We start from the raw sequence: 16563 nt of genomic DNA, 5'->3' as shown, positions 1-16563 counted from the left end.
CCATTCTGGGACGTATTAAGAAAAGCTTCCTTTGGGAAGCTTTTTTTGCGTTCTGGGGATATGTTCATCCCACTTCGTTGCCCAATGTTGACACCGAATGTTATGCTTGTTGGTATACGTATGTATCAAAGTATACATATTAGAAAAAATAAATAACAGGAGATTTACCTATGCCATTCTCTTCACATCAACATTCGCCTGATCATGCAGTTGCGGATAACTCTACAGCGTCCGTGAAACTCGGACTTCTCCTTACAGGCATCATCCTGATTGCAGCCACGATGCGATCGCCCATTACAGCGGCAGGGCCTATCGTTGATTTAATTCGTGCCGATACAGGGATAAGTCATACCATGGCGGGATTGCTCACTTCACTGCCACTGCTTGCTTTTGCGGCAATTTCCCCCTTTGCTCCGCAGCTGGCAAAAAGATTCGGTTTGGAGGCCGCACTGCTGACCGCAATCATTATTGTAACGTGTGGTATTGCACTGCGTTTTTTGCCGTCTGTCCCTGCACTTTTTGCAGGCACAGCCATCCTGGGATGTGGAATCGCACTAAGTAACGTGTTACTCCCCAGTTTGATTAAACGGGATTTTCCATTACGAGTGGGACTGGTTACTGGCCTATATTCCGTATCCATGAACATATGGGGTGCCATCGCCTCGGGAATTAGCGTTCCGGCAGCAGGATTCACCTCTATGGGTTGGCATGCTTCACTTGGAATGTGGGCTGTGCTCTCCATCCTGGCTCTTATCTTGTGGCTGCCTCACGTTCGTAACGGACGCCGCGGAGAAGTCTATGTAGCATCTCGGAATGCAGAGAAACCGGTACGACTCATCTCATCTTCACTCGCTTGGTATATCACGCTTTTTATGGGATTACAGTCGTTAATTTTTTACTCGACCATTACCTGGCTGCCCGAAATTTTGTCTACGCAGGGTTTTAACCCATCTTCTGCAGGATTGATGTTGTCCATGATGCAGATGGTCAGCGTTCCAGTGACGTTCGTTATCCCCATCCTGGCTGGGCGAATGAAGGATCAACGCGTTCTGACAGCCATCACCTGTACTTGCCTCATCTTGGGCTATGCGTTCCTATTAAGCGGGATCTCCTCACTGGTTACTATCGGAGTGGTTCTCGCTGGTATTGGTGGCGGGGCTTCATTCGGTCTGGTTACGATGTTCTTTGTACTTCGGACTGCGGACGCAAGACAAGCGGCAGGATTATCGGGAATGGCTCAATCGTTCGGGTATATGCTGGCAGCGGGAGGCCCCTTGTTGTTCGGACTAATACATGATTGGACGCATGGCTGGACCATTCCATTGCTTTTGCAGGTTGCACTCGCCATCGTATTGCTGATTACAGGTATCATGGCCAGTAAAAATCGATTGATTGGTGATTCATGAGATAGATAAATTCCAAACGATAAAAAGGGACCTTCCGTGACGGAAGGTCCCTTTTCTTTAACTATGCGAATGCCCTATGCTCATTTAGATTTTGCCCAGATGTTCAAGTAGGCGGTACAGAATAACCGATACCTGTGCGCGGGTTGATGTGGCTTTGGGAGCAAATTGATTACCGTTCATCCCTTTAACCAGACCATTCTCTACCGCAAAAGCTACAGCGGATTTCGCTTCATCCGAGATCTGATCTCCGTCTTTGAAATCAACAGATGCCGGTCCTTGTTCCAGTTCCAGAGCATCTGCGATCATTAGAACCATTTCTTCACGAGTCAATTGTTCCCGTGCACCAGCCTCTTTGCTGCGTACTTCCCATTCGATACCCGTTCCAAAGATTCGGTCGAGCAGCGTTGCAAATTCTGCATGAGTAATGGTTCTATTAGGTGAAAATGTATTTGCATTAATACCTTTAGTGATTTGTTGAGATGCAATTACTTCGATTTCATCTTTAGCCCAGTGATTAATAATATCCCCGAAGGTTACGTCATTTTCCACCGCAGCATATGCTCCTGGCTCTGTAACATTGAACTTCAATTGCCCTTGTTGAGACACATCCGACAAAGATGCAGGCTGCCATACTTTTTCTGTTGTTTGGTGGTAAGCAATGACTTTGCGCGGATCTTTCACAGACTTCGCATCATATTTCAAAGTAAGCGTAATGTTGTGCTTAAATGTGTCTTTTTCCTGATCTATGGACACGATTGAAGAAACATGCTTCTCATTCTGATTGTCCGCTTGCTCTTTTAATACATGCAGTTTCAAACTGAAGCCGCTTGAAGAGATGTAGTCCGTTAGTGAAATTGCAGGAATAGACACATTAAACGCTAGGCCTTCAATAACCAAGCTTTTGCCAGCTGCTTGAATCTTATCAGCTATAGATTTATTTAATGTTAGTTCCACTTGACTATACTTCTCAAATTCTATAGCGGATAGATCCAGCTTCACTTCTTTTCCATCACCTGATAATTGTGTATTGATAGCCGTTTCGGAAAGTGCAGCTGTAGCTTGGATTGTTCCGTCCGTATTTTTCTTCTCGGTTACGGATGCATCACCCTTTACAGTTGGCGATGGCGTTGGTGTTGGCGAAGGTGCTGAGCTTGATCCACCTGAAGAACCAGAGCCTGGAGATGGTGTGCCAGGATTAGGCACTTGCGGATCAGGATCTTTTTTTACAGTTAAAGCGGTAGAAGACGTTCCCACCAATCCTTGAAGATCTTCAATAGTGATTTCCACACTATATTCTCCTGGAAGCAATCCCTCAAGAGTAACAGTAAATGAAGCGTCTGATTCTACTTCAAAGTTCCCCTCTTTGATCTTCTTATCAGTAGAGTCTTTGACGATATAGCCGGACTTCAAGGATTTTGTTAAGTCAAGATCATAATTCCATCCACTTTTAAGTGCAGGAGCAACAGTGAAGTACAGGTCTTCAACCGTACCTGCAAGAGAGTTCGTACCTGTTTGCTGTATTTCTAGTTTTTCAGGCACTTTTACCACTGGTGCTTCTGTTTTCACCAAGAATGGAGGGGTATCTTCTACATACGTTTTGCCGTCTGTACCTATAGTTGTAATATCAACCGTGTACAAGCCATCTGGAATAACTGTATCTTCCTCGGTTGTGTAGTCTAAATACGTCCCATCCCAAGGAAGTTTATATCTAGTGTTGGCATCGAAGTCATTGTAACCCCCAGCAATATATCCAATGTATCCATCCTGATAAAAACCACCATCCGGGTTCAGACCATCAAAAATCTCTATTAGTGCGAAGTTCATTGGATTATGGAATTCCATAAAAATATCAAGTGTATCTAGCTTGCCATCTTCCTTCAATGGATAATGGAATGGATTTGTCTCATTACCATACTTCGTTTCAATGTATTTCACACCGGCCTCTGTAACATTGAAGTGAGCCACGTACGGTAAGCTGTACGTTTTCGCTCCATGATTGAACTGAAGATACCCCTGAGCTTCACCAACAGTCGTCACGCCTTTTGGAACCGTAATCGTCACCGTTACCTCTTCTTCTCCGTTCAATTCAAAGGACGTCTTATCAACGGAAACCGAGACTCCATTAATGGTGCGAGTAGGATTAACGGATACAGAATATTCCCCACCTGTCCCTTTTAGTGACTGAACCTTGAGCGTTTTGCTGACCGTTTTTTCGTCCGTACTCAGGAAGTTGCCGAAATTAACACTACCTGTAACGTTTTCCTTTTCTACCGCCTCGCCGTTTTCAGTATATTTCGTGACATCCATGACTTTAACGAAAGTCTCAGGATCAATCGTCTCTGTAGCCTGTATACGTCCAGCACCTTGATCGAACACATCATAGTTCTCTGTATTCAGTACTTTGGCATTGTTCATAAGTGCAACTTTGATATCAAAAGGTGTCCAATCCGGATGTTTTTCGATCAGCAATGCAATCAGCCCGGCTACATGCGGAGTTGCCATGCTTGTTCCTGATTTACGTCCATACGCTTGATCGTAATCCGCTCCAGGCTCATCCTTGCCATACGCAGGAATGGTTGACAGGATACTAGTTCCTGGTGCAACAATGTCAGGTTTAATGTCCAGTGTTACCTTGGCTGGTCCTCGGGAACTTGAGGAGTTCATCTCATCTCCCTCTGTCATGTCTTTGACGAAATCACTGAAGCTGACTTCAACGCCTTGACCAGCATCGAGCTGAGCTTTGATCGCTTCTCCATCTTCCTTGCTCATGCTCAGTGTAGGGATAAATTCAAAATCATCCCCCAAACTAACGCCAATTGGCCCAGGAATATTATTGTAAACAATAACGGCAATCGCCCCAGCCGCTTTGGCATTGGCAATCTTGTCAACGAATGCCAGCTCACCGCGCTGGATGAAAGCAACCTTGTCTTTCATATCTTTTCCTTCAAAATCAGTTGGTTTGCCCAGGCCGGCGTACACCAAATCGTATTGTCCATTCAATACCGTTTCTGGATCCTCCGCTAGATTCCAGCCCATCACATCCAGGCGATAGACTGATTCTGTAACGGTTAGTGGAGTGGCGTCCGTTTCAGTTGGAGCTGCGACTTCCTCCTCTTCCGCAGGTACCGCTTCTTCCGTACTAGGAGTAGTTGTATTTTGTTCTGTTTCCAATGTAGTCTCTGCTTGCTCTCCTTGTGGCAGCGTATCCTCGCCTGCCGATTCAGGCTTTTTAACGGTTGGCTCATCTTCATCTGGTGTGCTAGCAGGAATGTCTTGCTCCGGAATTTCTGGAGCTTCAGCCCCTGGTGCTACTCCCAGTTCAGGTGATTGCTCAACCTCAGGTACAGGCAATTCTTCAGGTAGTGTACCTTCACCTTCCTCACCGATCCAAAAATGTGTGTCGGCTGTAATCATCTGACTAGGACCCGTAGAGTTACCGACCGTAATTGCCATAGCCGATGCTCCCGGAGAACCTAGGGTGTAACGGTTCGGGCCTTCATTACCACTTGCGACCACTGCAGTTACACCTGACAGCATGGCATTATTGAGGGCAACTGAAGTAATGTAGCTCGGATCATTTGCTGTATTCCCCAGTGAGAGGTTGATGACATCCATCCCATCTTTCACCGAGCGATCAATTCCGCCCAGTACCCAAGCGGTCTGTCCGCTTCCATATGGCCCTAATACGCGGTAAGCATAGATTTCGGCTTCAGGAGCAATACCAATAACTCCATAATCTCCAGCTTCACGAGCGGCAATCGTTCCTGCTACGTGAGTACCGTGGGATGTATAGTAGGAACTGCCTCTTTCGTTAAACTCGGGCTGTCCAGACCCCTTCCACTCTTCTCTTGTTGCTTCATAAGGATCTTCATCGTTATCCACAAAATCCCATCCACCCTTATAACCTTCTGTCAGATTAGGGTGCTCGTAATCGATCCCTGTATCAATAACGCCGACCTTGATACCATTTCCTTTGTATCCCAAATCCCATACTTCCGGGGCACCGATAAACGGAGCTGTATCCTTCATATAAGGATTAACTTCATCGTTCTCTGGCGTTAACGCGATTTCAAGGTCAGGATACACACTGACCACACCTGGTATGCGAAGCAACTGTCCCATTTGGCTACCATTCACTTCAATGGCTACACCATTCAAGGCGTATGCGTACTTTTCCAATACTTTGTGATTGATTTTGTTCTGAGTGAGGCTATGTACAAATGACTGTTGTTGTTGTTCGACCTTCGTCACAGCATTTGTTTCCATAGAGGAGGTAAATGACTTTCCTGAGAGGGTTGATTCGCCTTGCGCTACAGCTACGGGTTTGTTTGAGAGTTCAACGATCACTCTTGTCTTCTCTCCACCTAGACCTTCCAGCCTCTGATCCAAAAAAGGCTCTGCAGCAAGTTTCTCTTCCCGCTGGTCGAGAATCTCTCTCCACTGCTCGGCTTCAGCCTTGGTAGGCAAATTCCTGTCAAGCTGTACTTCTGCTGGAGCGGCTCCAGCCGCAGGCATGATGATGGAAAAAATCATAAGGACACTTAATAATATGGATATCAATCGTTTATTCAAGGCGATGCCCCTCCTTCTTAATATGAATACCTCACCAATCACTGGGGTCTTGTCCGAACAAGTACTGCAATACTTGTATAATGTCACCATCCCTTCCACAAGAGGTTTGACCCATGGTAAATTATTCTACTAAATCATCACTTTTCCCTTCTAAATAATTACAGATATGATATAAAAATTACTTATATGGTTCTTGAGTAAGAGAAAAATAAGAAGTTTGTATTTATTTGTCGATGAAGATATTGAATTTTGAACGAGTTCATAGGAAAAAAGACCACAATCCTCATTGAAGCATGAGAATCATGATCCCTGCAAGATACAGGCTTTAAAGAGTGATGACCCTTTAAATTCATTTAACAGAGAAAATAATACATTCATTTTACTTATCAGGTTTTACAGCCTCCACTCGCAAACGCTTATAATCCGCATAGACGGCATCTTCTTTCCAGAGCTTTGGTACTACTATTTTACTCGTTCCAAGGCAAATTCCCTCAATTTGTTCCTTGCATAGACCAGCAAAATAGTCCCCTCCAAAATGAGCTAACCACCCCTCAATACCCTTCTCCCCATCTTGAAGCTGGGTAGGACGATCGTAATGATAGGCCTGCCGAACCAGGAATCCCTTCTCTTCCAGGAGGGAGCTGTACTCACCGATTGTTGGAAAGTACCAGGGATTGCGATCTGCAGCATGAATTCCTGTTTTTTGTTCGAGCACTGTCTCCAGTGCAGTTACTATGGTCTGAACGTTACCCTTTCCACCAAACTCCACGACCAGGCGTCCGCCAGGATTTAGTGCATTCCATATGCTTTCTACAACAAGTTCAGGGGACTTCATCCAGTGCAATGCCGCGTTGGAGAAGATTGCATCATAAGGTTTGCTCGCCTCGAATCGGTGTCCGTCCCCTTCCACGAATGTGATTTCTGGGAACTTCTCTCTCGCCCGTTGAATCATCTCCGGAGAGGCATCCATGCCAACCACCTCTGCTTGTGACATGGCGATTTCGTGTGTCAAATCACCCGTCCCACAGCCTAAATCCAGAATCCGTTCTCCTTTTTGAGGTTGAAGCCATGAAATTAAACTTTTTCCGTATCCCGATACAAAGGCCAATTTGTGATCATACTCCTCTGCCTGCCATTGATTAATTGATTTCATTGATACCACCGTCGCTTTCGTAATGATAAGTTTATTGTGGCATACCCAGACTTATTATTAAAATATATAGTTTCTATTTCATTAATAGGTAAAACCTATATATCTCAGTCCAGGAGAGATACTCTCCTTGCAGTCGAGACTGCGAAGTAATCCTTTCGATGCTTATGCTCCGACGAACCATCGGGGTTCTCATCCCCTGAACGTAAAAAAAGCTTCCCAAAGGAAGCTTTCTTGAACGTCCCAGGAGGGATTCGAACCCCCGACCGACGGCTTAGAAGGCCGTTGCTCTATCCTGCTGAGCTACTGAGACAAGTATGTATAAATAAAATTTTTGGCGCGATTTCTATTATACTCGGTTTTCTATATTTTTCAATACTTTTATAAAAAAATTAATAAGTTGCATCCAGTTACATTCATTTACGTATAATTTCATACGTTGCTCAACCGATCGAATACGTTCTGGATTCGCAGGCAATATTGTTGATGGCAGGGTATATTCCCCATATGGAACATAGACTATTCATTGTCAGCGTGGCTGGGTAATCTTTTGCATACATACCTTTACACCTGAATTCATTCGAAGAAGGAGAGAATTGTTATGAGACAGCTTTTGTCCGCCTTATCCTATTTCAGTATTTTCTTCGCTCCTTTTCTGTTCCCGATTATCATTTGGATTGTTGCGCGGGATAATTATATTGAGGGACATGCCAAACGGGCCTTGTTTTCACACGTTTTCCCGTTTCTCGCGGCCATCCCCCTCTTTTATTTCTTCGTTACCTCCCAGAGCATCGGTGGTGCCATCGGGTATGTCATTCTGTTCTTTGTGATTTATGGATTAAGCTTTATTTACAATATCGTCAAAGGAATTCAAGTCCTTCGTGAGTATGCCTGACCTCCCACCGTCTTCACCATCAGATTACATGCAGAAACCCGCCGTTTCCAAAAGAAAAGGCGGGTTCTTCATTCCGGTTACTTGTTTCCCTTACGCCATGGATTTCTAAGCGTAGGACGCTTGCTGTTAACGGCGAGCACTTCCCCGGCAAACTCGGTATGATGCGCGTAAAGGTTTCCTTTGTTTTTCTTGAACTTGGAAGCCATTGCTATCACCTCCCCGGAACTTGGTTGTAGTATTGCTCCGGGTTAGCTCCATTATCCATGCTGGAAGATGATTACGCCTGACCAACTAAGTAACGCTTAAGGGTTGGACCGAGCAGCCCAAATGCTAACAATTCACTTTGGAATCGTTCTTTATCTTCTCCTGCGGTCACACCCTCACTGTTCTGAAACGCTGTCTCCGTTGCATCCTCAAAAGCAGTGTGCATATTGTTGTTGTACCAATCCAGAACAGCATCCGAATGGTTGCGTACAATCCTTACCACTTCCAATGTGCTTCCAGGCTGAGTTGCTGCTACATATACTAATAAAGAAGGATCTCCCGCGTTCGCTGGTTGTACCTCCACTTCTGCACAAGACAATCCATCCACCTCGGTTAATCTACGGATCTTGGCATCCTGAATTGCATACATTGTTATCGCTCCTTATCATTTCATGTACTTTGTTCGATCTCTCGTCTTGTCTCCGGTGTTCCCAAACGATAAATCTCTTGATAAACCTGCTGTATAGCAGCTTCATATGCCCGATTCACCGATTCTTCAGGTGTATCCGGCCACGGGAATACCATTCCTGGAAAGGCCTCTTCCTCTTTTTCCTGCATCAGGTTAAGGAGTCCCATTAAATGGTCTACTTCCTGAGGTGTCGCCTGAATAACCCATTCATAAGCAGCTGCGTGCTGATCCTGCAAAACGGAACGTCCACCCACAGAAACATAATAGGTTGTTTTGTCCACAGTCCATTCTCTCCTTCACAGGCATGCTGAGGCCGTTGTTCCTAGATATAGTTTCCGAAGAGGACAGACATTTTATGCCTGCTTTCGGCATATATTTGTTACGACTTCTGACGAAAAAGACAACATTCGCTGGCTACATGCCATGCAACACTCTACAGGACCAACGAATCGACTAAGAAAGGATGAACAACCATGTGCGGTATAACCGGCTTCATACAGTGGAATCGGGATTTGACCCAGGAATCGGAACTGCTGCTCCGAATGACAGACAGTTTGTCGAACCGGGGGCCCGACGCTTCAGGTACATGGATCTCCAATCCTTGTGCATTTGGACATCGCCGGCTCAGCGTAATGGACCCGGAGAACGGGGCTCAGCCCATGCATGCGTTACAGGGAGACACCTCCTATACCGTCGTGTATAACGGAGAACTATACAATGCACCCGAATTGAAAAAAGAGCTGCTTCAACGGGGGCACCATTTCCGTACGCAATGTGATACGGAAGTTTTGCTCGCCTCTTATATCGAATGGGGACCGGCATGTGTAGACCGTTTTAATGGCATTTTTGCTTTTGCCATCTGGGATGGAGGACGCGAACAGGTCTTCATGGCACGTGACCGCCTTGGCGTCAAACCATTGTTTTACAGCAATGCAAAAGACGCTCTCGTATTCGGCTCCGAACCCAAATCCCTTTTGCTTCACCCGGATGTTGAAGCTGCTGTTGGCCCCGAGGGCCTGGCAGAAGTATTTATCGTAGGTCCGGCCAGGACGCCTGGACACGGTGTCTATTCCTCGTTGAATGAACTCAAACCAGCACATGCGCTCATCTTCAACCGGAATGGAATCCGAACCTACGCATATTGGAAGCTGGAAAGCCAGCCTCACGAGCATGATCTGGATGAGACTGCTGCCGAGGTACGGCGTCTGCTGCAGGATACGCTTGAGCGTCAGCTCGCTTCCGATGTTCCAGTCTGCTCCCTTCTGTCAGGGGGCCTTGACTCGAGTGCCCTGTCTGCACTGGCAGTAGACTATTACAACCGCACGGGTCAAGGTCAAGTCAGTACGTATTCTGTCGACTACGTGGATAATGCCAAGCACTTTCAGGCGCACTCCTTCCAGCCTGGTGCAGATGGCCCCTGGATCCAGCGTATGGTGGATGAACTGAAGACAGATCATCACTGGATTGAGATTGAGAATGGAGAGTTGGTTCATGCCTTGAATCAGGCCATGTTAGTTCGGGATTTGCCCGGGATGGCCGATGTGGATTCTTCTCTCTATTTGTTCTGTAAGGAAATCAAGAAAGGGGCAACCGTCGCCATCTCGGGAGAGGCAGCCGATGAGGTGTTTGGAGGGTACCCCTGGTTCCATCGGGACGAGATGCTGAATTCGGGAACGTTCCCTTGGTCGGTAGCACCTGACATGCGTGCAGGTTTGTTATCTGCAGACATTCGGGAGTGGATCAGACCACTGGACTATCTTGCAGACCGATATTCGGATGCTGTGGCTGAGGTTCCTTTGCTGGATGGGGAGACCGGAAAGGCAGCACAAATGCGTGTCATGTCCTATTTGAACATCACCCGCTTCATGCCTACCCTACTTGATCGGAAGGACCGGATGAGTATGGGGGCAGGGCTCGAAGTTCGAGTTCCTTACTGTGATCATCGCCTGATTCAATATGTATTTAACATTCCCTGGGAAATGAAAATAACGGGCGGCCGCGAGAAGGGAATCCTGAGAAAAGCGTTAGAGGGTGTATTGCCTGACGATGTTTTATATCGTAAAAAGAGTCCTTATCCCAAAACACATAATCCAGAATATTTGGCGGCCGTTAAGCAGCAGGTGCTGGATATCCTTGATGATGCATCTTCGCCGATTCTGCCTTTAATTGACAAGGCCCAGATTCGCAAGCTCGCATCTTCACCTGATGCTTCGTCTAATCTGCCCTGGTTTGGGCAGCTCATGTCCGGTCCACAGCTGTTTGCTTACTTGACACAGATTAATTCCTGGTTGCGCACATATAAGGTTGCCATTCGTTAACAGAATGTAGTTTAAAAAGAGGGGTGCCAGGTGAACAGCATTTATGCATTCACCTGGGCACCCCTCTATATTTATTGTCGCGTCTTAGTTTAGCCATAAGCATTAATCAGAAGCATTCATAATCTCCATCTTACTTTAAGGAAATCATCGAGTCATCACAACGGATTCCGGGTTTCGTTCAAGCAAGCCACGGCCATAAATCTCCCTGAATGGAGAGTCCGTCATATGAACGTATCCAATATAACAGCCGCACTTTTTCATCCTGCAAGGCCGATCCGCAGACAGCTTTTCCAACCCGTCACGGTACAAATGGCCAATAATCCGGCGATCCTTATAACACCTTTTTACATGTCCCGAACCCTGCACATAAAATACCTCCGAGCCGGCCGCACAGCCTTTGCCATAACTATCATAATCCCGTAAGTTCCCCTCAAACAGCGGATCGATCGACCGCAAATAGGCAACCTCTTCCGGTTCGTAATAATTAGGCTTATCCTTAAAGGCATTGATCCACATGTAGATATCGTCCGGCAGCGCCTCTCTCATGGACTGAATGGCAGGAAATGCACTGCGGAGTCCCACCGTGCCCACGCTGAATTCGAGACCCATTTCACGCAAAGTAAGGCATTGTTTAATAAAAGAAGATTCCTTGGTCTCACGAGGATGATAGGTTGCCCAGAACGCAGCTGTTCCGGAATTCAGTTCACGAGCCCAATCCAGCTTCGCGGAAAGGTTGGTCTGCACTGCAATCTTATGGACATGCCGCATATGCGACAGTTCAACCATCGCATCCCTGTACCAGTGCCGCACCAGAGCCTCACCATAGGGATTGAAGAAAATGGAAAACTGGTGTCCGGCCTCTTCCTGAGCCTTCACCCAATCCACGAACTGACGCAATTGTTGTTTGTCTGTTTCCAGCGTCTCCTTGGAATCCACAGTTTTGCTAAACGGACAATAGGGACAATCATAATTACAGGAGGACAGCCTCCCCCGATAATACAAGGTTGCTCTCATGAGAACACAAACCCTTCCATTTGCTCGCGAATCTCGGCAGATATTAACCAATCTCCAATAGCATCGGAATATCCCAGACCTTCTTCGGTTAAACGCAGGACCTGTTGTCCATTCTCCTGCTCAATCACAGCCATTCCCTCTGTCAGCAGTTCGGAGAGCCAGGCGTAATCCGTCATAACTTTACTTCCGAACCGCTGGAGATAATCATCCAAAGTCAGACCTTCCCGATGCAGCAGTGCTTTTAAAATAAATCTGCGTTTCTGCTCTTCCCTGCTCAGCACAATGCCATAATCCGCTACATCATATCGCTCGGTAGCTACATAATCGGCGATGATGCTCTGGGTAGCCTTATAGCTCACTCCATATTTTGATGCATAATGTACTTCGCTGGTATAGGAACGAGCACCGCATCCAAGGCCAACCATGCCTTCCTCCTGGCAGCTGTACGGCAGCAGCTCTTTGCTTGCAAGAGAGGATGACTCTTTTGCAAACCTGCGCATGGAATACTGAACATATCCCCTGCTTTTTAATGTTTCTCTTGCCGCAGTGTACAGCTCCATGCGAATATCCGGCCCTTGACGCTGAATATCCTCCGGCTTCACGATTGTATTCTCGCGGGTATACAGCGGATAAATGAAAATCTCTCCCGGCTCATAAGACAGGACACGTTCAAGCGAATACAGCCATGACTCCACCGTTTGGCCGGGAAGACCATAGATCAAATCCAGGTTCAGCAAAGGAAAGTCGTACCGCGTAAGCTTCTCCAGTGCGCGCTCTACTTCCTGTGGTTTCTGCGGGCGATAAATTGCTGCAGCCTCCGCTTCAATAAAGCTCTGAATCCCCATACTGACACGGTCCACGCTGCGTTCCTTCAGTAACGCAAGCTTCCCTTCAGTCACGGTGTCAGGCGAGGTTTCTATTGAGATGGAAGCATGGGCGGGATTAAGTCCCATCACATTTTCCGCAATGTCAAACAAACGGTTTAACTGAACCTCATTCAATAAGGTTGGCGTTCCGCCACCAATGGCAAACCTCGAATACGGTCTGCGTGAGGTCAGGGGAGCCCATTGCTTCGCCTGGCGTTCCAGTGCATCCACATAACGTTCATGTGTATCGTCACGCCGGTCTGGCAAAGTGAACAGATTGCAGAATCCGCAGCGGGCAGCGCAGAACGGTATATGCATATATAAAAAATACGTGTCTGTATTTTCACGTTCCCAGAGCGGCCCCAAGGGCAGCGGCGGGTCCAATTCCCGGTATGCCGTCTTATGCGGATAAGAGTATAGATAAGAGCGATAAGGTAAAGTCAGTACTTCCCTAAGACCTGTGGTCGTATTGGATCCGGACGCTGCGGAATGACCTGTTGTTGTAAACTCAGACGGATTATCCATCGGTTGCCTCCTGTCTCCGGTTGTTTTCACTTACAATAAAATGGTTGCAATGCACGCTATAAAACAAATTCACGATAAGGTACATTCCAGACAACCTCATGCGCCAATCTGTGTCCCTGATACCCATCTTCGCCATAAGCTGTTCCATGATCCGAAAATGCAAGACAGAACGTTGGCCGCGAACGCTCTCGCATGGCATCAAACAACGGCCCCAGCGCCTGATCCACATACCGAAGGGCAGCCCGTTGAGTCTCAACAGAGTCCTCCCTTGCCCCTTCCACAAAATAGCGATTGGGACCATGAATGGCCGACACATTCAAAAATAGAAATACTTTCTCATCCTGTGGTATCTGTTCAAGCAGCTTCAATGCGTGCTGGACCTGATGCTCTGTCGAGCGAGGATTGGTAACCCCAAAGGTCATTCGCCAATAACTCTGCTGAAAGTAACCAGGCAGTACTTTGGCCAGCGGATTTTTTTTCGTAAAAAATATGACTCCACCTATACAGATTGTGCGATATCCTTCCTCCGCCAAACCGGATACGATATCCGGTGTATCAAACAGCCAGGTATGCGGATGAGTCTTCAATCCGGTATTACGGGAATGAAACAGCCGGACATGCGAGGCCTTGTCCGTATTGGCGGGCGTAGGCATGAAACCACCAAAAAAGGCATGATGTGCTGCATATGTAAAACTTCCCGGGGTATGCCGTTTCTCCCAGGAACCCGATCCGCATAGATTGGGACAATTCACTTCCTCCTGCTTCGCTACGTCATATCTTAACGTATCCAGGGTAATCATTAACAGATCATGGGAGCCAACAATGGTGTTCATATCAGGCATGTTCGTAAGGCTCCTTTCGCAGAATATCCATCTCCCATTCATATGTTCCAAGTCCGTTGTGCTGTACGTGGTACAGCAGATCACCGAACGGATTCACATCCAGAACATAGGCACGAGGATTGCCCCCTCCACTGAGCATGACATCAATGCCGGCAGACCATGATTTCGGAAATGCTGCCATCGCTGTTTGAGCAGCGGTTTGGACCAGACCCAGCCTGTAGTCGTCCACCCCTGCTTCCTCTGGCAGCATCCGCTCGTTGCGTAAATGCAAATTTGTTATAGGCGTCTGGCTCAGCCTCACGATCGCATGACCTGCATGACCGCCAGCTACAAGCTGACGAATATCAAATACACGCGAGCCATATGAAGCCTTGGCCATCCACCGTTCAATTTGAGCCCCTTCTGCACATAACCAGTCCAGCAGAGTCTTAATTTCCTCACTGCGGGTGTACCTCTGCAGGCGGCCTTCGTTGTAGAAAACCGGCCTACCCTTAACCACTGCCATCCCCACAGTGGTAACAGCTATCTCTGCACCCGTTCGCGGGTTGATCTGATAAGCAACAACACCTGATGCCGCCGAGCCACAGGCAAGCTTAACAAATACCCGGTACATGCCTGAGGCCTGCATGGCTGGGCGCAGTTCCGAATAACTCAAAATTCGCTCCGGAGACTGGAGAACGGGAGGAACATCAACTCTGTGAGCCGATAAATGCTGTTGGCACTTCCTTTTGTCAAACATGGTAGCAATGTCTTCTGGATCGTTCAGAAATCTGGCAGAAGGCCACAATTCACCCACTTCACTTCCGATCCGTTTCAGACTGCTTTTCCAGCCATTAAACCATTGGGCAGGTGCATAGATGCGGCCCCAATCCTGCTGTAAACCTAGCGCCTCCTCTGCCGTAAACGACTCCCTGCTGAATGGTTCAGCGTTGGGTTCGCCATCCTTCGCCCCAAGAGATAACAATTCACGCTCCACATCCCATTGCTCTCCTGGTGCATCAATTCGAATCAGGGGTGCCACTTCCGGTGTAAGTTTGCGTTGTAAACCTGGATTGACCACGTCAGCCAAGGATCCACCCTGTCTCCAGGTCTTGAGCAAGTCGGCATAGGGGATCACTTCAGCAGGGCTCATGCCACATTGCAGCCTTGCCTGCTGCAGGCCTTTGGTTCTGCGATTATCCGGATTTCCGATCAACCAAAACGGCCGTTCTATGTGCATCTCATTACTTTGGGATTGTAGTCTCTGAATTGTTTGGTTCGTCGTAACGCCTGACATCCCTTATTCCGTTAATGACGGATAACGCCAGTCATCTTCATCACTCTGCTGCTGATCGCTGACATCAACGGATAAGCCTGAACGTTTCCAGCGAATGAGCATTTCGTCTGTCATGTAGTGGTAGCTGAGATCGAGATGCTTCAACTTCTTAATCTTGTCGCTGGCAAGCAGAGCCTCAGCCCCTTCATCCGACAATGTGCCTTGGGAAAGGTCCAGTACTTCCAGTTGATCTACAATGGGAGCCTGTGCCACGGCTTTGGCGATGTCATCTTGAATATCACTGTCTTTTAGGCCAAGGTACACTAGATTGGGGAATCGTCCCTGTTCCAGCAGCGGAAGCACATCTTCAAGTGAACCGTCGAAGCCATAATCATCTACACCCAGGTATAATTCGAGCTTGCGCAGTTCAGGCAATTGAGCATTGGTAATGGAAGCGAGCACCTCCTGAGGCAGTCCACCACAGATAATGACCAGCTCTTCAAGCTTGGCATGCTGCAAGGGTTCAAGGCTTAATCCGCTACTGCCTTTCACCGTAAAGGACTTCAGTTCTGGAAAAGCCTTCAAAAGCGGGGTCAGATTGGTCTGAATAATCCAGGAAACCTCACACTCTTCAAAGCCCATATCTCCAATGAACAGCTTTTTTAATGACGGAAAACTTGGCGCCAATTCAATAAGAACATTCATGAATTCGTCCGGAGAACTCTCGTAAGCTTGTCCCCAGTCTCCAATAACCAGACTTTCCAGTGAACCCGCTTCGGGTTTGGCAGCCAATTCCCTGATCAAATTCTCCATACGGATACCGTTCTCATAGTCATCAAAAGATACCGTAAGCTTCACTTCCTGCATTGGTTAATCCCTCCGATTGAGTTCATTCTTGATTTGTTAATTTGAATGTTACCCCATCCTGTACGGGGCTTGCAACTTCTTCCAACTCCGGTCCCACCAGGATTCTCAAACGTGTAATTGCTGTACTTCACCAACTAGGAAAGAGAACACACGTTCTTTTCCGAATGGTATCGAAAAGGA

General features: G+C 47.2%; 13 protein-coding genes and 1 tRNA gene. 3 read left to right on the top strand and 11 right to left on the bottom strand.

Translation table 11 applies throughout. The annotated features are described in order from the left end of the window. Positions 1 to 170 precede the first annotated feature (170 nt). Positions 171 to 1406, top strand: a complete 1236-nt coding sequence (locus PIL01S_RS20040; RefSeq protein WP_127539037.1) for a CynX/NimT family MFS transporter — start codon at positions 171 to 173, stop codon at positions 1404 to 1406. Between the two features lie 84 nt (positions 1407 to 1490). On the opposite strand, the gene PIL01S_RS30055 is transcribed toward PIL01S_RS20040, so the two are convergent. The 3 genes from PIL01S_RS30055 to PIL01S_RS20025 form a co-directional block, all read right to left on the bottom strand. Continuing rightward, the gene (locus tag PIL01S_RS30055) at positions 1491 to 5978 is read right to left on the bottom strand and encodes a S8 family serine peptidase (protein WP_281280813.1); all 4488 of its coding nucleotides are present in this window, start codon (positions 5976 to 5978) and stop codon (positions 1491 to 1493) included. Between the two features lie 379 nt (positions 5979 to 6357). Then, a complete protein-coding gene (locus PIL01S_RS20030) occupies positions 6358 to 7131 on the bottom strand; it encodes a class I SAM-dependent methyltransferase (RefSeq protein WP_127539036.1) in 774 nt (257 codons plus the stop codon). 236 nt (positions 7132 to 7367) lie between these two features. After that, positions 7368 to 7441, bottom strand: a tRNA-Arg gene (locus PIL01S_RS20025). A 288-nt stretch (positions 7442 to 7729) separates the two neighbouring features. Here PIL01S_RS20025 and PIL01S_RS20020 point away from each other — a divergent pair. After that, positions 7730 to 8023 carry a magnetosome magnetite crystal formation protein family gene (locus tag PIL01S_RS20020; RefSeq protein ID WP_095293284.1) on the top strand — a complete coding sequence of 98 codons (294 nt, stop codon included), beginning with the start codon at positions 7730 to 7732 and terminating at the stop codon, positions 8021 to 8023. Between the two features lie 77 nt (positions 8024 to 8100). Here the strand turns inward: PIL01S_RS20020 and PIL01S_RS30050 are convergent, their stop codons facing one another. The 3 genes from PIL01S_RS30050 to PIL01S_RS20010 all read right to left on the bottom strand — a co-directional run bounded on the left by PIL01S_RS30050 (position 8101) and on the right by PIL01S_RS20010 (position 8977). Beyond that, the gene (locus PIL01S_RS30050; protein ID WP_255248063.1) at positions 8101 to 8229 is read right to left on the bottom strand and encodes a hypothetical protein; all 129 of its coding nucleotides are present in this window, start codon (positions 8227 to 8229) and stop codon (positions 8101 to 8103) included. A 71-nt stretch (positions 8230 to 8300) separates the two neighbouring features. Beyond that, positions 8301 to 8657 (bottom strand): hypothetical protein, encoded by a 357-nt coding sequence (locus PIL01S_RS20015; RefSeq protein ID WP_127539035.1) that lies wholly within the window; start codon positions 8655 to 8657, stop codon positions 8301 to 8303. Positions 8658 to 8677: 20 nt separating this feature from the next. Continuing rightward, a complete protein-coding gene (locus PIL01S_RS20010) occupies positions 8678 to 8977 on the bottom strand; it encodes a hypothetical protein (protein ID WP_110756359.1) in 300 nt (99 codons plus the stop codon). 192 nt (positions 8978 to 9169) lie between these two features. Between PIL01S_RS20010 and asnB the strand changes: the two genes are divergently transcribed. Then, positions 9170 to 11014: an asparagine synthase (glutamine-hydrolyzing) gene (asnB, locus tag PIL01S_RS20005; RefSeq protein ID WP_127539034.1), complete on the top strand. Its 1845-nt coding sequence runs from the start codon at positions 9170 to 9172 to the stop codon at positions 11012 to 11014. A 144-nt stretch (positions 11015 to 11158) separates the two neighbouring features. Here the strand turns inward: asnB and PIL01S_RS20000 are convergent, their stop codons facing one another. The 5 genes from PIL01S_RS20000 to PIL01S_RS19980 all read right to left on the bottom strand — a co-directional run bounded on the left by PIL01S_RS20000 (position 11159) and on the right by PIL01S_RS19980 (position 16383). After that, positions 11159 to 12028: an STM4011 family radical SAM protein gene (locus PIL01S_RS20000; protein WP_127539033.1), complete on the bottom strand. Its 870-nt coding sequence runs from the start codon at positions 12026 to 12028 to the stop codon at positions 11159 to 11161. Beyond that, positions 12025 to 13419, bottom strand: a complete 1395-nt coding sequence (locus PIL01S_RS19995; protein WP_127539032.1) for an STM4012 family radical SAM protein — start codon at positions 13417 to 13419, stop codon at positions 12025 to 12027. Before PIL01S_RS19995 ends, PIL01S_RS20000 begins: the two co-directional genes overlap by 4 nt. 56 nt (positions 13420 to 13475) lie before the next feature. After that, the gene (locus PIL01S_RS19990; protein WP_095361383.1) at positions 13476 to 14261 is read right to left on the bottom strand and encodes an STM4013/SEN3800 family hydrolase; all 786 of its coding nucleotides are present in this window, start codon (positions 14259 to 14261) and stop codon (positions 13476 to 13478) included. Next, positions 14254 to 15456: an STM4014 family protein gene (locus PIL01S_RS19985; protein ID WP_246058493.1), complete on the bottom strand. Its 1203-nt coding sequence runs from the start codon at positions 15454 to 15456 to the stop codon at positions 14254 to 14256. The genes PIL01S_RS19990 and PIL01S_RS19985 overlap by 8 nt, the downstream gene beginning before the upstream one ends. Before the next feature lie 84 nt (positions 15457 to 15540). Continuing rightward, entirely contained in the window at positions 15541 to 16383 is an 843-nt protein-coding gene (locus tag PIL01S_RS19980; RefSeq protein ID WP_127539031.1) for an STM4015 family protein, read from the bottom strand. Positions 16384 to 16563 lie beyond the last annotated feature (180 nt).

It is taken from the genome of Paenibacillus illinoisensis NBRC 15959 (assembly GCF_004000925.1).
GTDB classification, from domain to species: Bacteria; Bacillota; Bacilli; order Paenibacillales; family Paenibacillaceae; genus Paenibacillus; species Paenibacillus illinoisensis.
Note: the sequence above shows the minus strand (reverse complement) of the source record. Positions and strands in the feature narration are given on the sequence as shown.